This window comes from Streptomyces sp. NEAU-YJ-81 (genome assembly GCF_017592595.1).
GTDB classification, from domain to species: Bacteria; Actinomycetota; Actinomycetes; order Streptomycetales; family Streptomycetaceae; genus Streptomyces; species Streptomyces hygroscopicus_B.
Window position 1 is genome coordinate 1 of the sequence record NZ_JAGFNO010000071.1, and the last position, 18845, is coordinate 18845.

The window sequence follows — 18845 nt, forward strand, 5'->3', positions numbered from 1 at the left end:
GCGGCCCAGTCGACGGCCACCCCGCGGACGAACGCCTCGCCCAGCGAGGCCAGGAACCGCTCGGGACCGCCCTCATCACGCCGCAGCGACCCCACGACCACCGCGTCCTCGACCGTCGCCTGCAACGGCATCGTCAACACCGGATGGGGGCTCATTTCAAGAAACGTCCCGAACCCGGCCGCCGACAGAGCCCGCACCGCCGACTCCAGCTCCACCGTCTCCCGCAAATTGGTGTACCAGTACCCGGCGTCCAGACCCGCGGTGTCCAGGGGTGTGCCCGTCACGGTGGAGTGGAAGGTGATGTCCGAGGTGCGCGGGCGGATCGGGGCGAGGAGGTCGAGCAGTTCCTCGCGCAGCTCCTCGACATGGGCCGAGTGGGACGCGTAGTCCACCGGGATCAGCTTCGCCCGTACGTCCTCTGCCTCGCACTCCGCCTGGAGTTCACGCAGCGCCTCCGGGTCACCGGACACCACGATCGAGCCAGGGCCGTTGACCGCCGCGACGGAGATACGGCCCTTCCAGGCGGTGATCCGCTCGCGCACCCGATCGGCGCTCTGAGCGACGGACATCATCCCGCCGTGTCCCGCAAGGCCGCGTGCGATGGCCTGCGACCGCAGCGCCACCACTCGCGCCCCGTCCTCCAACGACAACGCCCCCGCCACCACCGCCGCGGCGATCTCACCCTGCGAATGCCCCACCACCGCAGCAGGCACCACCCCACACGACCGCCACACCTCCGCCAACGACACCATCACCGCCCACAACGCCGGCTGCACCACATCCACCCGCTCCAACCCCGGACCCCCACCCCGCAACACCTCGACCAGCGACCACTCCACGAACTCCGCCAGCGCCGCCTCACACTCCACGATCCGATTCGCGAACACCGGCGAAGAATCCAGCAACTCCACCGCCATCCCCACCCACTGCGACCCCTGACCCGGAAACACGAACACCGGCTTACCGGCCGGGCCCGCCACGCCCTGGGCCACGAGGCCACCGGGCTCGCCCCGGGTGAGCGCCGTCAGCCCGCCGCGGAAGTCCTCGACGCCGCCACCGACCACCACGGCGCGGTGGTCGAAGAGGGCGCGGGTGGTGGCCAGCGAGAGGCCCACGTCGGCCGGGGGCAGCACCGGGTCCTCCGCGAGGCGCTCCAGCAGCCGTTCCGCCTGCGCCCGCAGGCCCGACTCGGTCTTGGCCGACAGCAACCACGGCACCACTCCCCCGCCCACCGGGGCGTCCCCCTCGGCCGAAGTGCCCGAAGGCTCCCCCTCGGGGGCCTGCTCGATGATGGCGTGGGCGTTGGTGCCGCTGGCGCCGAAGGCGGAGACCCCGGCGCGGCGGACCCGCCCGGTCTCCGGCCACGGCCGGGCCTGGGTGAGCAGTTCGACGGCGCCCGAGGACCAGTCCACGTTGGGCGACGGCTCCTCGACGTGCAGGGTCCTGGGCAGCACACCGTGGCGGATCGCCTGCACCATCTTGATCACGCCGCCGACCCCCGCGGCGGCTGCCGTGTGGCCGATGTTGGACTTCAGCGAGCCGAGCCACAGCGGCCGGTCGGCCGGGCGCTTCTTCCCGTACGTGGCGAGCAGGGCGCCCGCCTCGATGGGGTCGCCCAGCGACGTCCCCGTGCCGTGCGCCTCGACCACATCGACATCGGCGCCAGACAGCGTGGCGTTGGCCAGCGCCTGCCGGATCACCCGCTGCTGCGCACGGCCGTTGGGCGCGGTGAGGCCGTTGCTGGCGCCGTCCTGGTTGATGGCGGAGCCGCGGACGACCGCGAGCACGGTGTGGCCGTTGCGGCGGGCGTCGGAGAGCCGTTCCAGCAGCAGCACTCCGACGCCCTCGCCCCAGGCGGTGCCGTCGGCCGTCGAGGAGAACGCCTGGCAGCGGGAGGAGGTGGACAGCGCCCGCTGGCGGCTGAACTCGATGAAGCCGCTCGGCGTGGACATCACGGTGGTGCCGCCGGTGAGCGCCATCGAGCAGTCGCCCTGCCGCAGCGCCTGGCAGGCCATGTGCAGCGCCACCAGCGAGGACGAGCACATGGTGTCGACCGTGACGGCCGGTCCCTCCAGGCCCAGGGTGTAGGCGACCCGGCCGGAGAGGATGGCGCCCGAGGCGCCCATGGACATCTGGCCTTCGAGTCCTTCGGGCAGCTCGGTCAGACCGCGGGCGTAGTCGAAGTCGGTGGCACCCATGAAGATGCCGGTGTCGCTGCCGCGCAGGGTGCCCGGGTCGATTCCGGCCCGTTCGAAGGTCTCCCAGACCACTTCCAGCAGCAGCCGCTGCTGCGGGTCCATGGTGAGGGCCTCGCGCGGCGAGATGCCGAAGAACGCCGGGTCGAACTGGTCCACGTCATTGAGGAATCCGCCCTGGCGGGCGTAGGTGCGGCCCTCCCGGTCGGGGTCCGGGTCGAAGAGGTTCGGCAGGTCCCAGCCCCGGTCGGCCGGGAAGTCGCCCATGCCGTCCCGGCCTTCGGCGACGGCCTGCCACAGGTCCTCGGGGGACCGGATGTCGCCCGCGTAGCGGCAGTTCATCGCCACGATGGCGATGGGCTCGGGGGTCTGCAGCTCCTGGATCCGGCCGTGTGCCGCGCGGAGGTGGCCGGTGGCCCGCTTGAGGTAGTCGCGCAGCTTCTTCTCGTTGTCCATGGTCGTCAGCTCCTCAAGAGGGCCGGAACGTCGGTGGCGGCCGGGGCGGTGGCGCGGCGGTTCATCGGGCCGTCAGATCCCGGCCCAGCAGCTCGAACATTCCGTCGAGCAGCTCGAACATCTCGTCGTCCGTGGCCGATTCGATATCGTCCAGCTCCAGGGCGGCGAGGGTGGACTGGGCGCGGTCGAGCTCCGCGAGCGACGCGGTGTCCATGGACTCCTCGTCCGACGGCAGGAGTTCCTCCCGCAGCAGCCCGGCGAGGTCGTCGGCGGTCGGGTAGTCGAAGACGAGGGTGACCGGCAGCCGCAGCCCGGTGGCGGCGTTCAGCCGGTTGCGCAGATCGACCGCGGTGAGCGAGTCGAAGCCCAGCTCCTTGAAGGCCCGCCCGGTCTCGACCGCGCCCGCGTCGGCGTAGCCGAGGGCCGCGGCCGCCTGCTGGCTCACCAGCTCCACCAGGGCGGTGTGACGGTCGGCCGGGCTCAGCTCCACGAGCCGCTTGCGCAGCGCCGCGGCGCCACCGGCCTCCTCCCGCTCCGCCGAGGCCGGGTCCTGCCCGGTGCCGCCCGCCTCGGGGAGGTCGGCGAGCAGCGGAACCGGCCGGAGGGCGGACAGGGCGGGTGCGAAACGACCCCAGTCGATGTCGGCCGCGACGAGGAAACCGTCGCCGTGCGCGACCGTCTGCCGCAGCAGTTCCAGGGCCCGCGCACCGTCGATGGGAGGCGCGCCACGCCGTCCTAGCTGGTCCGCCACCTCACCGTCGATCATTCCGCCACCCGCCCAGGCGCTCCAGGCCACCGACGTGGCGGGCAGGCCGTCCGCGCGCCGGAGTTGGGCGAGCGCGTCGAGATACGCGCTGGCCGCGGCGTAGTTGCCCTGTCCGGCGGCGCCCACGGTGCCGGCGATCGAGGAGAGCAGGACGAACGCGTCGAGGTCCAGGTCCCGGGTGAGCTCGTGCAGATGGCGCGCGCCCGCCGCCTTGGGGCGCAGTACGGCCTCGATCCGCTCGGGGGTGAGCGCGTCGACAGTGGCGTCGTCCAGGGTACCCGCGGCGTGCACCACGGCGGTCAGCGGGTGGTCCGCGCCGTCGCCCGTGACCGAGTCCAGCAGGTGTGCCAGCGCCGCGCGGTCGGCCACATCGCAAGCGGCGACGGTCACCTGGGCGCCGCACTCGGTCAGTTCGGCCTCCAGCTCGGCCGCGCCCGGGGCCTGGGGCCCGCTGCGGCTGACGAGCACCACGTGTTCGGCGCCCTCGTGGACCAGCCCGCGGGCGATCTGGGCGCCGACGCCGCCGGTGCCGCCGGTGATCAGGACTGTGCCGCGGGGCCGCCAGCGCTCGGCGGAGGAAGTGGCACCGGCCCGCCTGAGCCGCCGGGCGAGGGTGCCCGAGGCGCGGATGGCCAGTTGGTCCTCCCCATCCTGCCCGGTCAGGGCGCGGGCGAGCGCCCGGAGCGAACCCTCGTCGAGCCTGGCGGGCAGATCGATCAGGCCACCCCAGCGCTGCGGGTGTTCCAGGGCGACCGCACCGCCCAGACCCCAGACGAAGGCTTGCGTGGGAGCTTCGAGACGGTCGGTGCCACCAGCGGAGACCGCGCCGCGGGTGACACACCACAGGGGCGCGTCGAGGCCCGCGTCGCCCAGCGCCCGCACCAGGGCGAGGGTGGTGGCGAACCCGGTGGGGACGTCGGGGTGTGCCGGATGCGGTGCCTCGTCGAGGGCCAGCAGGGACACCACCCCGCCGGGCGCCCCGGCTTCCCCGAGGGCCTCGGTGATACGGGTGGCGAGGCGGGCGCGGTCGGTGTCGTCCGGGCCGATCCGCAGGGGGACGATCTCGGCGCCGAGCGCGGCGAGTCCGGCGGTGATGGCCTCGGTGTCGGCGGCTCCGGCGTGGGTGGCTCCGGCATCGGCGGCATCGGTGCTGGTGGCCTCGGTGCTGGTGGCCCCGGTGCTGGTGGCCTCGGTGTCAGCGGCCCCGGTGGTGTCGGGCACCGCCACCAGCCAGCGGCCGGTGAGCGCGGGGGTCCGCTGTCCGTCGACCGGCTGCCAGCCGATGCGGTAGCGCCACGAGTCGAGCACCGCCTGGTCGCTCAGCCGGGAGCGCCACGAGGAGAGCAGCGGAAGCACCTCGCTGAGGGGCGCGTCGGCGCCGGTGCCCAGTGTGGCCGTCAGCGTGTCCAGGTCGGCGTTCTCGACCGCGGTCCAGAACTCCGCCTCCGCCGGGCCGGTGGCCGCTTCGGCGACGGGCCCGCTCTGGGGCTCGACCCAGTATCGGGCGCGCTGGAACGCGTACGTGGGAAGGTCGACGCGGCCGGCTCCCCGCCCGGCGAACAGCCCCCGCCAGTCCGCCTCCGCGCCATGGACATACGCCTGGGCGAGCGAAAGCAGCATCCGCTCGGGGCCGCCCTCCTCGCGGCGCAGGGTGCCGATGACGGCGGCCGTGCCGTCGGCGGCCTCGACGGTGGCCTCCATGGCGGCGGCCAGTACGGGGTGCGGGCTCACCTCCACGAACAGCCGGTGGCCGCTGGTGAGCAGCGCCCGGGTGGCCGTTTCGAGCCGCACGGTCTCGCGCAGGTTGCGGGCCCAGTAGGCGGCGTCGAGCCCGGCGGTGTCGAGGGGTTCACCGGTGACGGTCGAGTGGAAGACGATCCGCGAGGTGCGCGGACGGATGGGGGCGAGGATGTCGAGCAGCTCGTCGTGGATCTGCTCCACCTGGGCGGAGTGCGAGGCGTAGTCCACCGGGATCAGCTTCGCCCGTACCTCCTCGGCCTCGCAGCGGGCCAGCAGCTCGTGCAGCGCCTCCGGTTCACCGGAGACCACCACCGCACCGGGGCCGTTGACGGCCGCCACCGAGATACGGCCGTCCCACGCGGCGATCCGCTCCCGCACCTCCTCGACCGGGAGCGAAACGGACATCATGCCGCCGTGTCCGGCAAGGCCCCGTGCAATGGCCTGCGACCGCAGCGCCACCACCCGCGCACCGTCCTCCAACGACAATCCACCCGCCACCACCGCCGCGGCGATCTCACCCTGCGAATGCCCCACCACGGCCACAGGCACCACCCCACACGACCGCCACACCTCCGCCAACGACACCATCACCGCCCACAACACCGGCTGCACCACATCCACCCGCCCCAACCCCGGACCCCCACCCCGCAACACCTCACTCAACGACCACTCCACAAACCCCGACAGCGCCGCCTCACACTCCACCAACCGACCCGCGAACACCGGCGAAGAATCCAGCAACCCCACCGCCATCCCCACCCACTGCGACCCCTGCCCCGGAAACACGAACACCGGACGGGCCTCCACCACCGCAGCGCCCTCGCCGCGCACCACCCCGGCGGACACCGCTCCGGAGGCCAACGCCTCCAGATGGCCTAGGAGTTGGGAGCGGTCAGTGCCCACCACGGCGGCGCGGTATTCGAAGGCCGACCGACCGGTGGCGAGCGCGTGGCCGACGTCGGCCGGGGACAGGCCGGGACGCTCGTTCAGCCGCGTCAGCAGCCGCTCCGCCTGCGCCCGCAGGGCCGTTTCGCTTCTGCCGGAGAGCACCCAGGGGACGGCGGAGCCGCCGAGCGCGGTCCCGTCGAGTGCGGGTGCGCCGTCTTCTTCGTCCTCCCCGGCGGCCGGGGCCTGTTCGAGGATGACATGGGCGTTGGTGCCGCTCACGCCGAACGCGGACACCCCGGCGCGGCGCGGGCGGCCACGCTCCGGCCACTCCTGGGCCTCGGTCAGCAGCTCGACCGCGCCGGAGGACCAGTTGACGGCCGGGGACGCCTGGTCGACGTGGAGTGTCCTCGGCAGCGTTCCGTGGTGCAGCGCCATCACCGTCTTGATGACCCCGCCGACCCCGGCCGCCGCCTGGGTGTGGCCGATGTTGGACTTGAGCGAGCCGAGCCACAGCGGATGGCCCAAGGTGCGGCCCTTGCCGTAGGTGGCGAGCAACGCGCCCGCCTCGATCGGGTCGCCGAGCGCCGTGCCCGTGCCATGGGCCTCGACGGCGTCGACGTCGTCCACCGTCAGCCCGGCGGCGGTCAGCGCCGCCTCGATGACCCGGCGCTGGGCCGGGCCGTTGGGCGCGGCGAGGCCGTTGCTGGCGCCGTCCTGGTTGATGGCGCTGGAGCGCAGGACGGCGAGGACCGGGTGACCGTTGCGGCGGGCGTCGGACAGCCGCTCCAGCAGCACCATGCCCGCGCCTTCGCCCCAGCCGGTGCCGTCGGCGCCCGCGGCGAAGGACTTGCAGCGGCCGTTGGCCGCCAGTCCGCGCTGATGGCTGAACTCGACGAAGACACCGGGGGTGGCCATGACCGCCGCCCCTCCGGCCAGCGCCAGCGAGCATTCGCCGCGGCGCAGCGCCTGGGCCGCCAGATGCATGGTCACCAGCGATGAGGAGCACGCGGTGTCCAGGGTGACGGCCGGGCCTTCGAGGCCGAGGGTGTAGGAGATGCGGCCGGAGGCGACGCTGGAGACGTTGCCGATCAGCAGATGGCCCTCGACGCTCTGCGGCGCGTACTGCGGATCTCCGCCGTATTGGAACGAGGCGAGTCCCACATAGACTCCGGCCCTGCTTCCCTTCAGCGAGAACGGGTCGATGCCCGCGCGTTCGATCGCCTCCCAGGACACTTCGAGCAGCAGCCGCTGCTGCGGGTCCATGGCCAGCGCCTCACGCGGGGAGATGCCGAAGAAGGCCGGGTCGAACTGGTCGGCGTCGTGGACGAATCCGCCTTCGCGGGTGTTGCAGGTGCCCGACCGGCCCGGATCCGGGTCGTAGAGTCCCTCGACGTCCCAGCCCCGGTTGACGGGGAACTCCGAGATCGCGTCCCGGCCCTCGGCCACCAGCCGCCACAGGTCCTCCGGTGAACGGACACCGCCGGGGAAGCGGCAGCCCATCGAGACGATGGCGATCGGCTCCCGCTCGTCGGCCTCGATCTGGTCCAGCCGCGCACGGGCCTGCTTGAGGTCGGAGGAGACCCGCTTGAGGTAGGTGAGGAGTTTCTCTTCGTTCTCGTTCGCCATCAGGAAGCCCCGAATTCGTTGTCGATGAAGTCGAAGACCTCGTCGGCGGTAGCGGAAAGGAGTTCGGTGTCGGGGGATGGGCTGCCGGTGTGCTCCACGGGCGTGCCGCCCAACTTCGCCATGAGGTCGCCGAGACGCCCCGTCAGGCGCTCCCGGACTCCGTCGTCGGCGATCAGCTCCGGCAGTGCGGACTCCCACCGGTCCAGGTCGTCGAGGAGGGTGAGCGCGTCCGTCGGCCGGGCCGACGGCAGCTCGCCGCGGAGGTACTCGGCCAGCGGCGCGGGCGCCGGATAGTCGAAGACGAGGGTGGCGGGCAGGTCGAGTCCGGTGACCGTGGCCAGCCGGTTGCGCAGTTCGACGGCGGTGAGCGAGTCGAAGCCCAGCTCCTTGAACGGGCGGCCGCCGGCGACCGCGTCGGACGAGGAGTGGCCGAGCACGGCCGCAGCCTGGGCGTGCACCAGATCCCGCAGGGCCCGGTCCAGGTTCTCGCCCGACAGGCCCGCGAGGCTCTCCAGGAAGGTGTCCGCCACGCCGTCCGGCCCGCTGGCGTCGGGGGCGGCCGCCGTGGTGGCGAGGGCGTCGCGCACCTCCGGCAGCTCGCCGATCAGCGGCCGGGGACGCGCCGCGGTGAAGCCGGGGACGAAGCGGTCCCAGCGCACATCGGCGAGGACGAGCGAGGTCTCGCCGGTGTGCAGTGCCTCGCCGAGCGCGGCCACCGCCAACTGCGGTGCCATCGCGGGCAGTCCACGGCGGCCGAGGTGCTCCGCCACCTCGCCGTGCTCGATCATGCCGTGGTCGGCCCAGGGGCCCCAGGCCACGGAGGTGGCGGGGAGGCCGCGTGCCGCGCGGTGCTCGGCGAGGGCGTCCAAGTAGGCGTTGGCGGAAGCGTAGGCGCTCTGTCCGCCACTCCCCCAGGTGGCGGCGATCGAGGAGAAGAGCACGAACGCCTCGAGGTGGTCCTGGTCCAGCAACGCGTCCAGATGGGCGGCGCCCAGGACCTTGCCGTCGGCCATCTCCGCGAAGTCGGCCACCGTACTGTCGGCGAGCTGGGAGAACTCCACGACGCCCGCGGCGTGGAAGACGGCGTGCACCGGGTCGCCCCCGGCGGTGGTCCGGTGCAGCAGCGCCGCCACCTCGTCGCGGTCGCGGACGTCGCACGCCGCCACCGTCACCCGGACGCCGCCCTCGCCCAGCGCGGTCAGCTCGTCGCGCAGTTCGGCGGCGCCGGGTGCCGCCATGCCACGTCGGCTGGTGAGCACGAGATGTTCGGCGCCGGAGCGGGCCAGCCAGCGGGCGACCTGGGCGCCGAGCCCGCCGGTGCCCCCGGTGATCAGCACCGTGCCATGCGGCTTCCAGCTCTCCCGGCCCGGTGTGCGCAGCGGCGCCCGGACGAGCCGCCGGACGAACACCCCGGCGTCGCGGAGGGCGAGTTGGTCCTCCGGACCGCTGTCGCCGACGATGCCGGAGAGCGCGGCGCACAGCCGGTCCGCCGTCCGCTCGTCGAGGTCCCCGGGGAGGTCGACGAGACCGCCCCACCGCTGGGGGTGTTCCAGGGCCACAACCCGGCCGAGGCCCCAGGTGGCGGCCTGTGCGGGGCTGCCGAGCGGATCGGATCCGCTCACCGACACGGCCCCGGCGGTGGCGAGCCACAGCGGCGCGGCGATCCCCGCGTCGCCCAGCGCCTGGATCAGTCCGACGTTGAGGGCCAGACCGGTGGTGAGCGCGGTGTGTTCGGGGTGCGGGCCGTCGTCGAGGGCGAGCAGCGAGAGCACACCGGCCGGGGTGCCCCCCAAGGCTACCGCCTGGCGCAGCCGCTCGGCGAGCGCGTCACGGCCGGTCGTGGCCAGGGTGAGGGGGGTGACGTGTGCGCCGCGCCGGTCGAGGGCCGCCACCACGGCGGCGGTCCGCGCGCTGTCGGCCCGGCCCTCGGGCACGGCCAGCAGCCAGGTGCCGGACAGCGGCGCCGTACGCTCCTCGACGGACACCGGGGACCAGGTGATCCGGTAGCGCCAGGAGTCCACGGTGGCGCGGTCGCTCTGGCCCCGGCGCCAGGAGGAGAGCGCGGGCAGCAGTTCGCTGAGCCGCGTCTGCTGGTCGATCTCCAGGGTGGTGGTCAGCGCCTCCAGGTCCTCGCGCTCAACCGCCTCCCAGAAGCGTGCCTCCACGGCGGACGCGTCCGTGGCGGCGGCGGTCGGGGTTCCAGACGTGGCGGGGTCGAACCAGTAGCGCTGCCGCTGGAAGGCGTACGTGGGCAACTCCACCCGGCGTGCACCGCGCCCGGCGAACACCCGCTCCCAGTCGACCTCGCCACCATGAGCGTGGAGCTGGGCGACCCCGGACAGCAACGCCTCAACCTCGGCACGGTCCTTGCGCAGGAGGGGTACGAACGCGGCGGCGGCCTCTGAGACGCAGTCCCGGCCCATGGCGGAGAGCACACCGGCCGGGCCGATCTCCACATACCGGGTGACACCCTGCCCTTCGAGGAACCGTATGCCGTCCCCGAAACGCACCGCCTGACGCACATGGCGCACCCAGTACTCCGGCGAGCACACCTCCTCGCCCGCCAACTCGCCCGTGACGTTCGAAATGATCGCCAGTCGCGGTGCGGAGTAGGGGATCCCGGCCGCCACGTCGGCGAATTGGGCCAGCATCCCCTCCATCAGCGGCGAGTGGAAAGCGTGCGAGACGGACAGCCGCTTGCTTTTGACCCCCACCGCCTCCGCCACCGCCAGCACCGCCGACTCCTCACCGGAGATGACGGTCGCCGCCGGGCCATTGACCGCCGCCACACTCACCCGGTCCTCGTAACCGGCCAGATGTGGCAGCACCTCGGCCTCCGCGGCCTTCAGCGACACCATCGCACCGCCTTCGGGCAGCGCCTGCATCAGCCGACCGCGGGCCGCGACAAGAGCGGCCGCGTCCTCCAGCGAGAACACCCCCGCCACATGCGCCGCGGCCAGCTCCCCCACCGAATGCCCCACCACGAAATCCGGTGCGAGACCCCACGACTGGATGAGCCGGAACAGCGCCACCTCCACAGCGAACAGCCCGGTCTGTGTGAACACCGTCCGGTCCAGCGCCTCCGCATCCCCGCCGAAGACCACCTCCCGCACCGAACCATCCAGATGACGGTCCAACTCCGCACACACCGCGTCGAACGCCGCCGCGAACACCGGGAACGCCGCGTACAACTCCCTTCCCATACCGGGTCGTTGCGCGCCCTGCCCGGTGAACAGGAACGCCGTCCTGCCCTCCTCGTCGGCCACCGTGCCGGGGGTGACCCCCGTGGCGAGCTGGTCCAGCCCGCTCAACAGCTCCTCCCGGTCACGGCCGACGACCGCCGCCCGGTGGCCGAAGGCGGACCGGGCCAGCGCCAGCGAGTAGCCCACATCCACCGGGTCCAGCTCCGGCCGCTCCGTCACGTACGACCGCAGCCGCGCCGCCTGGGCGCGCAACGCCACCTCGGTACGGCCGGACACCACCCAAGGCACCACATCGGTGCGCACCGACGGCTCCGGCTCCGGGTCGGCGGCGGGCTCGGCGGGCGGTTCCTCCAGGATGAGGTGGGCGTTGGTGCCGCTGATACCGAAGGCGGACACCCCGGCGCGGCGCACCCGCTCGTCCACCGGCCAGTCCCTGGCCTCGGTCAGCAGCTCGACCGCTCCGGCCGTCCAGTCCACATGCGGGGTGGGCTCCTTGACGTGGAGTGTCCTGGGCAGCAGACCGTGGCGCATCGCCATGACCATCTTGATGACACCGGCGCCGCCGGCCGCGCCCTGGGTGTGGCCGATGTTGGACTTCAGCGCGCCCAGCCACAGCGGCCGTTCGGCCTCCCGGCCCTGGCCGTAGGTGGCGAGGATGGCCTGGGCCTCGATCGGGTCGCCGAGCGTGGTGCCGGTGCCGTGGGCCTCGACGGCGTCCACCTCGGCGGCCGACAGCCCGGCGTTCGCCAGCGCCTGCCGGATCACCCGCTGCTGGGAGGGGCCGTTGGGGGCGGTGAGGCCGTTGCTGGCGCCGTCCTGGTTGACGGCGGAGCCGCGCACCAGCGCCAGCACCTCATGGCCGTTGGCCCGGGCGTCGGACAGCCGCTCCAGGAGCACCATGCTGACGCCCTCGCCCCAGCTGGTGCCGTCGGTGTCGGAGGAGAACGCCTTCGACCTGCCGTCGGGGGCGAGACCGCGCTGCCGGCTGAACTCGATGAACAGGCTCGGCGTGGACATCATCGTCGTGCCGCCCGCCAGCGCCATCGAGCATTCGCCCTGGCGCAGCGCCTGCGCCGCCTGGTGGATGGCGACCAGGGAGGAGGAGCACGCGGTGTCGATGGTGAGCGCCGGGCCCTCCCAGCCGAGGGAGTAGGCGATGCGGCCGGAGACCACGCTGGCGGCCTTGCCGGTCAGCAGATACCCCTCCATGTCCTCGGGGATCTCGCCGAGCCCCGAGGCGTAGTCCTGGCCGGTGGAACCGATGAACACGCCGGCGGTGCTGCCCCGGGTGGTGTGCGGGTCGATCCCGGCGCGCTCCAGCGCCTCCCAGGAGGTCTCCAGCAGCAGCCGCTGCTGCGGGTCCATGGCGAGCGCCTCGCGCGGGGAGATCCCGAAGAACTCGGGGTCGAAGTGGTAGGCGTCGTAGAGGAAGCCGCCCTCCTTGGCATAACTCCTGCCCGGTGTATCGGGGTTGGGGTCGTACAGCTCCTCGACGTTCCAGCCGCGGTCGGCCGGGAAGGCCGAGATCACATCGCGGCCGTCGGCCACCAGCTCCCACAGCTCCTCGGGCGCGCGGACCCCGCCCGGCAGCCGGCAGCTCATGGCCACGATGGCGATCGGATCGTCATCGGCGGGCCGGACGGCGGCCACCACGGCCGCCACCTCCTCCCGCTCGCCCAGTGCCTCGCGCCGCAGATGGTCCACCAGCACGGCGGGGGTCGGATAGTCGAAGAGGAGGGTGGTCGGCAGCCGCAGCCCGGTGGCCGTGCCCAGCCGGTTGCGCAACTCCACGGCCGTCAGGGAGTCGAAGCCGACCTCCCGGAAGGCGCGGGTGGCCTCGATGTCCTCCGGGGCGGCGAGCCCCAGCACGGCCGCCGCGTGCTCCCGCACCAGGTCCAGCAGGAACGGATCGCGGTCGGCCGCCGCCAGGGCGGCCAGCCGCCGGCCCAGCGAGCTCTCGTCGGTTTCCACGGCCCCGCCTCCGCCACCGGTCCGTACCACCCGGCGGACCGGCGTCCTGACCAGGCCGCGCAGATAAGCGGGGACGGCGTCCTGGCCGGGGGTGCCGCTCGTGGCCCGCCTGCGCAGGTCCGCCAGATCGAGCCGGGCGGGCACCAGAGTGGCGTCCCCGGCCGCCCGCGCGGCGTCGAAGAGTTCCATACCCTCCGCGCTGGGCAGCGGACGGATGCCGGAGCGCGCCATGCGCCGCACATCGGCGTCGGCCAGATGGCCGCTCATGCCGCTGCGCTGCTCCCACAGGCCCCAGGCGAGGGACTGGGCGGCCAGGCCGCGGGCCCTGCGGTGCTGGGCGAGGGAGTCCAGGAAGGCGTTGGCGGCGGCGTAGTTGGCCTGTCCGGCGTTGCCGATGGTGGCGACGACGGAGGAGTAGAGGACGAACGCGGCCAGGTCGTGGTCCGCGGTCAGCACGTGCAGGTTCCATGCGGCGTCCACCTTGGGCCGCAGCACCCGGTCGAGCCGCTCGGGGTTCAGCGCGTCCACGACGCCGTCGTCGAGTACACCCGCCGCATGGATCACGGCGGTCAGCGGATGCGCGGCGGGTATCGCGCCGAGCAGCCCGGCAAGCGCCTCCCGGTCGGCCGTATCGCAGGCGGCGACGGTGACGGTGGCCCCCAACTCGTCCAGCTCCGCGCGGAGTTCGGCCATGCCCTCGGCGGCGGGCCCGCGTCGGCTGGTCAGCAGCAGATGCCGTACGCCGTGCTCGGTCACGAGGTGGCGGGCGAGGAGCCCGCCGAGGGTGCCGGTGGCGCCGGTGACGAGAACGGTGCCCTCGGGGTCCAGCCGTCGGTGGGCGTCGGCGGCCTCGGTGGGCCGTGTGCCGGCGGACTCGGTAGCCCTGGTGGTGGCGACCTCGGTGGCTTCGGTGGCAGTGGTCTCGGCGGCCTCGATGGCGGCGGCCACGGTCGCGCCGAGCCCGGCAACCTCGGTGGCGGCAACCGCGGCAACCCCGGCAACCCCGGCGCCGTTGGCCTCAGCGGTCTCGGTGCCGTTGGCCTCAGCGGTCTCGGCGCCGGTGGCCACGGTCGCGGCGGGCCCGGCAACCCCGGCCCCAGCAACCTGGGCAACCCCGGTGCCGATGCCCCCAGAAGCCCGGGTGGCGACGGCCCCAGCAGCCCCAGCAGCCGCACCGGCCCCAGCCCCCATAGCCACCCGGCCCAGCCGGGGTACCCGCGCCCGGCCCTCGCGCACCGCGCACTGCGGTTCGCCGGAGGCCACCGCGCCCGGGAGGGCGTCCACCGACTCCGGGTGGCCGTCGAGGTCGACGAGGACGAAGCGTCCGGGGTGCTCCGACTGCGCCGAGCGCACCAGCCCCCATACGGCGCCGTGTGCCACATCGGGCACCGCTTCGCCGGGGACGGCCGCGACCGCGCCTCGGGTGACGAACACCAGCCTGGAGGAGGCGAGGCGCTCATCCGAGATCCACCGCTGGATGAGCGCCAGCACGCGGTGGGCGGCCACGTGGGCCGCCTCCGCCACGTCTCCGTCGCCCTCGGCGGTGCGGGTGCGGGTGCGGGTGCACGGCACCAGTACCGCGTCCGGCACGTCCGCCGTCTCGTCGTAGGGCACCGCGTCCACCGCCGGGGAGAGCCCGAGCGGATCGTCGCCGAGCACCGCCCAGGTCGCCGGGGCCACGGCCGTGTCCGCGGTGGGCGCGGCGGGCCACTCCAGGCGGAACAGCGACGGGTGGAGGGCGGAGCGGCCACCGATCGGCTCGGGCGTGTCCACCGTGCGCAGTACGAGCCGGTCCACCGAGACCACCGGGGCGCCGCTCGGGTCGGCCGCGGCCACCGCGTAGGTGTCGGGACCGGTCGGTGTCAGCCGTACCCGCAGCGCCGTGGCGCCCGTGGCGTGCAGTACGGCACCGCTCCATGCGGAGGCCAGCCGCGACCCGCCGTCGTCGCCCGCGGTCTCCACCGCTTCGAGCACGGACTCCAGCAGCACCGGGTGCAGACCGTAGCGCTGGGCGTCGGCCTCCTCGGCCTCGGTCAGCCCCACCTCGGCGTACAGGTCCTCACCGAGCCGCCAGGCCGCGACGGCGCCACCCGACACCTCCACCGGGACCGCGTCGGCCGGGGGCCACACGGCGAGGCCGGGGTCCGCGGCGGGGGCACCGGCGCCCAGGACCGCGGTGGCGTACCGCGTCCACGGCTCGTCGGAGTCCGCGCCCTCGGCACGTGCGTAGACGCTGAGCGCGCGCAAGCCGCCACCGTCCGGGGCGCCGACGCGTACCTGGATCACCGCGGCGCCCTTCTCGGGCAGCACCAGCGGCGTGTCCAGGGAGAGTTCCTCGATCCGATCGCAGCCGACCTGGTCGCCCGCCCGGATCGCCAGTTCGGCGAGGGCGCTGCCGGGGAGCACGGCCGCGTCCGGGCCGGTGCGCTCGGTCAGCCAGGGGTGGTCCTGTGCGGAGATCCGGCCGGTGAACAGATGGTCGTCCGCCCCGGCCAGCGGGACCGCCGCGCCGAGCAGCGGATGTCCGGCCGCGTCGAGTCCGGCGGCGGCCACATCGCTCGCCGCGACCGGCTTGTCCAGCCAGTACCGCTGCCGCTGGAACGGATACGTCGGCAGCTCCACGTCCGGTGCGCCGTGCCCCGGGCCGCCCGTGAACACGGCGTCCCAGCACGGTTCGACACCCTGCACGTACGCCTCGGCGAACGAGCCGGCGAAGCGCTCCGGGTCGCCCTCGTCCCGGCGCAGCGTGCCGACGACGGCGGCGCTCCCTCCGGTGTCCTCGATGGTCTGCTGGAGCGACATGGCGAGCATGGGGTGCGGAGCGCACTCGATGAACGCCGTGTGGCCGTCGGCCAGCAGCGCCCGGGTGGCCCGCTCGAAGTCCACCGGCTCACGCATGTTCCGGTACCAGTAGTCGGTGTCCAGCTCCGTGGTGTTTAGCGGTCCGCCGGTCACCGTGGAGTAGTACGCGATCCGCGAGGCGCGCGGCCGCACCCCCGCCACCTCGCGCAGCAGCCGCTCGCGCAAGCCGTCGACCTGCGGGGAGTGCCCGGCGGTGTCCACGCCAGGCACCCGGCGGGACTTCACCCTGTCGGCGGCGAGCTCGGCCATGAAGGCGTCCAGGGCCTCCGGGTCGCCGGAGACGGTCACGGTCGCGGGGCTGTTGACGGCGGCGATGCCGAGCCGTTCGCTCCACGGCCGAAGCCGCTCGGCGACCGTCTCGGCCGACGCGAGCACCGAGAGCATGCCGCCCTTGCCGCTCAGCTCGGCCCATGCCTGGCTGCGCCGGGCCACCACCTTGGCGGCGTCCTCCAGCGAGAGCCCACCGGCCACATACGCGGCGGCGATCTCACCCTGCGAATGGCCCACCACCGCCGCCGGTTCGACACCGTACGAGCGCCACAGCGCGGCCAGCGACACCATCACCGCGAACAGCGCGGGCTGGACCACGTCGATGCGGGACAGCGACGGGGCGCCCGGCTCACCGCGCAGCACCTCGCGCAACGACCAGTCCAGGAACGGCTCCAGGGCGTCGGCGCACTCCTCCAGCCGCTCCGCGAAGACGGGCGAGGCGTTCCACAGCGGGAGCGCCATCCCGATCCACTGCGAACCCTGCCCGGGGAAGACGAACACGGTCTTCCGGCGCCCGCCCGCCGTGCCCTCGACCACATGGGGCGCCGGGGTGCCCTGCGCGAGCGCGCCGAGCCCGTCCACGAGCCGCTCCCGGTCCCGGCCGAGGATCACCGCCCGGTGGCCGAAGGCCGTCCGGGTGGTGGCGAGGGCGCGGCCGAGTGCGGCGAGGTCGGTGCCGGGGTGGTCGGCCAGATGGTCGCGCAGTTGCTCGGCCCGGGTCCGCAGGGCCTGTTCGGTGCGCCCGGTCAGTACCCAGGGCAGCACGGGCAGACCCGGGGCAGCGGGACGGGCCTCCTCCTGGACGGCGACGTCCGGTTCGGCCGGGGCCTGCTCCAGGATGGCGTGGGCGTTGGTGCCGCTGATGCCGAAGGACGAGACGCCCGCGCGCCGTGGCCGCGCGGCCTTGGGCTCCGGCCACGGCCGGGCCTCGGTCAGCAGCTCCACGCCCCCGGACGACCAGTCGACATGTGGCGAGGGCTCGTGTACGTGCAGGGTCTTGGGGAGCGTGCCGTGGCGCAGCGCCATCACCATCTTGATGACCCCGGCCACGCCCGCCGCCGCCTGGGGGTGGCCGACGTTGGACTTCAGCGAGCCGAGCCACAGTGGCCGGTCCTCGGGGCGGTCCTGGCCGTAGGTGGCCAGCAGCGCCCCGGCCTCGATGGGGTCGCCGAGCGAGGTGCCGGTGCCGTGTGCCTCGACCGCGTCCACATCGTCCGTGGTGAGCCCGGCGTCCGCCAGCGCCTGCCGGATGACGCGCTGCTGGGCCGGTCCGCTCGGGGCGGTGAGGCCGTTGCTCGCGCCGTCCTGGTTGGTGGCGGAGCCACGGACCAGCGCCAGTACCCGGTGGCCGTTGCGCCGCGCGTCCGACAGGCGCTCCAGCAGCACCATGCCCACGCCCTCGCCCCAGCCGGTGCCATCGGCGTCCGACGAGAACGCCTTGCAGCGGCCGTCGGGCGACAGCGCCTTCTGGCGGCTCAGCTCCACGAAGATCCCGGGGCTGGACATCACGGTGGCGCCACCGGCCAGGGCCAGCGAGCACTCGCCCTCGCGCAGCGACCGCACGGCCATGTGCAGGGCCACCAGGGACGACGAGCACGCCGTGTCCACGGTGACCGCCGGGCCCTCAAGACCCCAGGTGTAGGCGATACGGCCGGAGGCGACGCTGGTGGTGCCACCGGTCAGCAGATAGCCCTCGAACCCTTCCGACGCCTCGTCCATCCGCGGCCCGTAGTCCTGCGGCATGGTGCCGACGAAGACGCCGGCGTCGCTGCCCTTGAGCGTGGCGGGGTCGATCCCGGCGCGCTCGAACGCCTCCCACGCGGTCTCCAGCAGCAGCCGCTGCTGGGGGTCCATCGCCTGGGCCTCGCGGGGGCTGATGCCGAAGAAGGCCGGGTCGAACTGGTCGGCCTCGTAGAGGAATCCGCCCTCGCGCACATAGCTGGTGCCGTGGCGGGCCGGGTCCGGGTCGTAGAGCCCCTCCAGGTCCCAGCCCCGGTTGGCGGGGAAGCCCGCGATGGCGTCCCGGCCCTCGCCGACCAGTTGCCACAGCTGTTCGGGCGTGCGCACCCCGCCGGGGAGGCGGCAGCTCATCGCCACGATGGCGATCGGGTCGTCGTGGCCGGTGGCGCGCCGGGCAGCGGCCGGGCGCGGGGCCGTGGCCGTCCGGGAGCCCACCGCCACGTCCTGGACGTGGCGGGAGAGGGCCAGCGGGGTGGGATGGTCGAAAAGGACGGTCCCGGCGAGCCGTGTTCCGGTGGCGGTGCTGAGGAGGTTGCACAGCTCGACGGACATCAGCGAGTCGAAGCCGAGATCCTTGAAGATCTTCTCGGGGTCGACGGTGTCGGGGCCCCGGGAGCCCAGGACCCAGGCGGTATGCGTACGGACCAGCTCCAGCGCCACGCGCTCGCGCTCTGCGGGGTCGGTCAGGGCGGTGAACTCCTCGCGCCATGACAGAGGTTCACCGGTGGCGACCTCCTCCATCCCGGGAAGGTCGCTGTCCAGCCAGTAGCGCTGCCGCTGGAAGGCATACGTGGGCAACTCCACCCGGCGCGCACCGCGCCCGGCGAACACCCGCTCCCAGTCCACCTCGCCACCATGAGCGTGGAGCTGGGCGACCCCGGACAGCAACGCCTCAACCTCGGCACGGTCCTTGCGCAGGAGGGGTACGAACGCGGCGGCGGCCTCTGAGACGCAGTCCCGGCCCATGGCGGAGAGCACACCGGCCGGGCCGATCTCCACATACCGGGTGACACCCTGCCCTTCGAGGAACCGTATGCCGTCCCCGAAACGCACCGCCTGACGCACATGGCGCACCCAGTACTCCGGCGAGCACACCTCCTCGCCCGCCAACTCGCCCGTGACGTTCGA

At 73.7% G+C, this 18845-nt stretch carries 3 protein-coding genes; all 3 read right to left on the reverse strand.

Annotation, left to right across the window (positions count from 1 at the left end; all coding sequences use genetic code 11):
- Positions 1 to 2651 (reverse strand): type I polyketide synthase (locus tag J5X86_RS48930; RefSeq protein WP_208523051.1); only part of this gene is annotated, 2651 nt, incomplete at its 3' end.
- A gap of 61 nt (positions 2652 to 2712) precedes the next feature.
- On the reverse strand, positions 2713 to 7671 hold the full coding sequence (locus tag J5X86_RS48935) for a type I polyketide synthase (protein WP_208523052.1): 4959 nt from the start codon (positions 7669 to 7671) through the stop codon (positions 2713 to 2715).
- The coding region (locus J5X86_RS51745; RefSeq protein ID WP_374229503.1) for a type I polyketide synthase at positions 7671 to 18845 on the reverse strand (11175 nt) is incomplete at its 5' end. The genes J5X86_RS48935 and J5X86_RS51745, both read right to left, overlap by 1 nt.

Bases quoted from the DNA above. Each gene is read 5' to 3' on its own strand.
- J5X86_RS48935 (WP_208523052.1), bottom strand. From the start codon at position 7,671: ATGGCGAACGAGAACGAAGAGAAACTCCTCACCTACCTCAAGCGGGTC.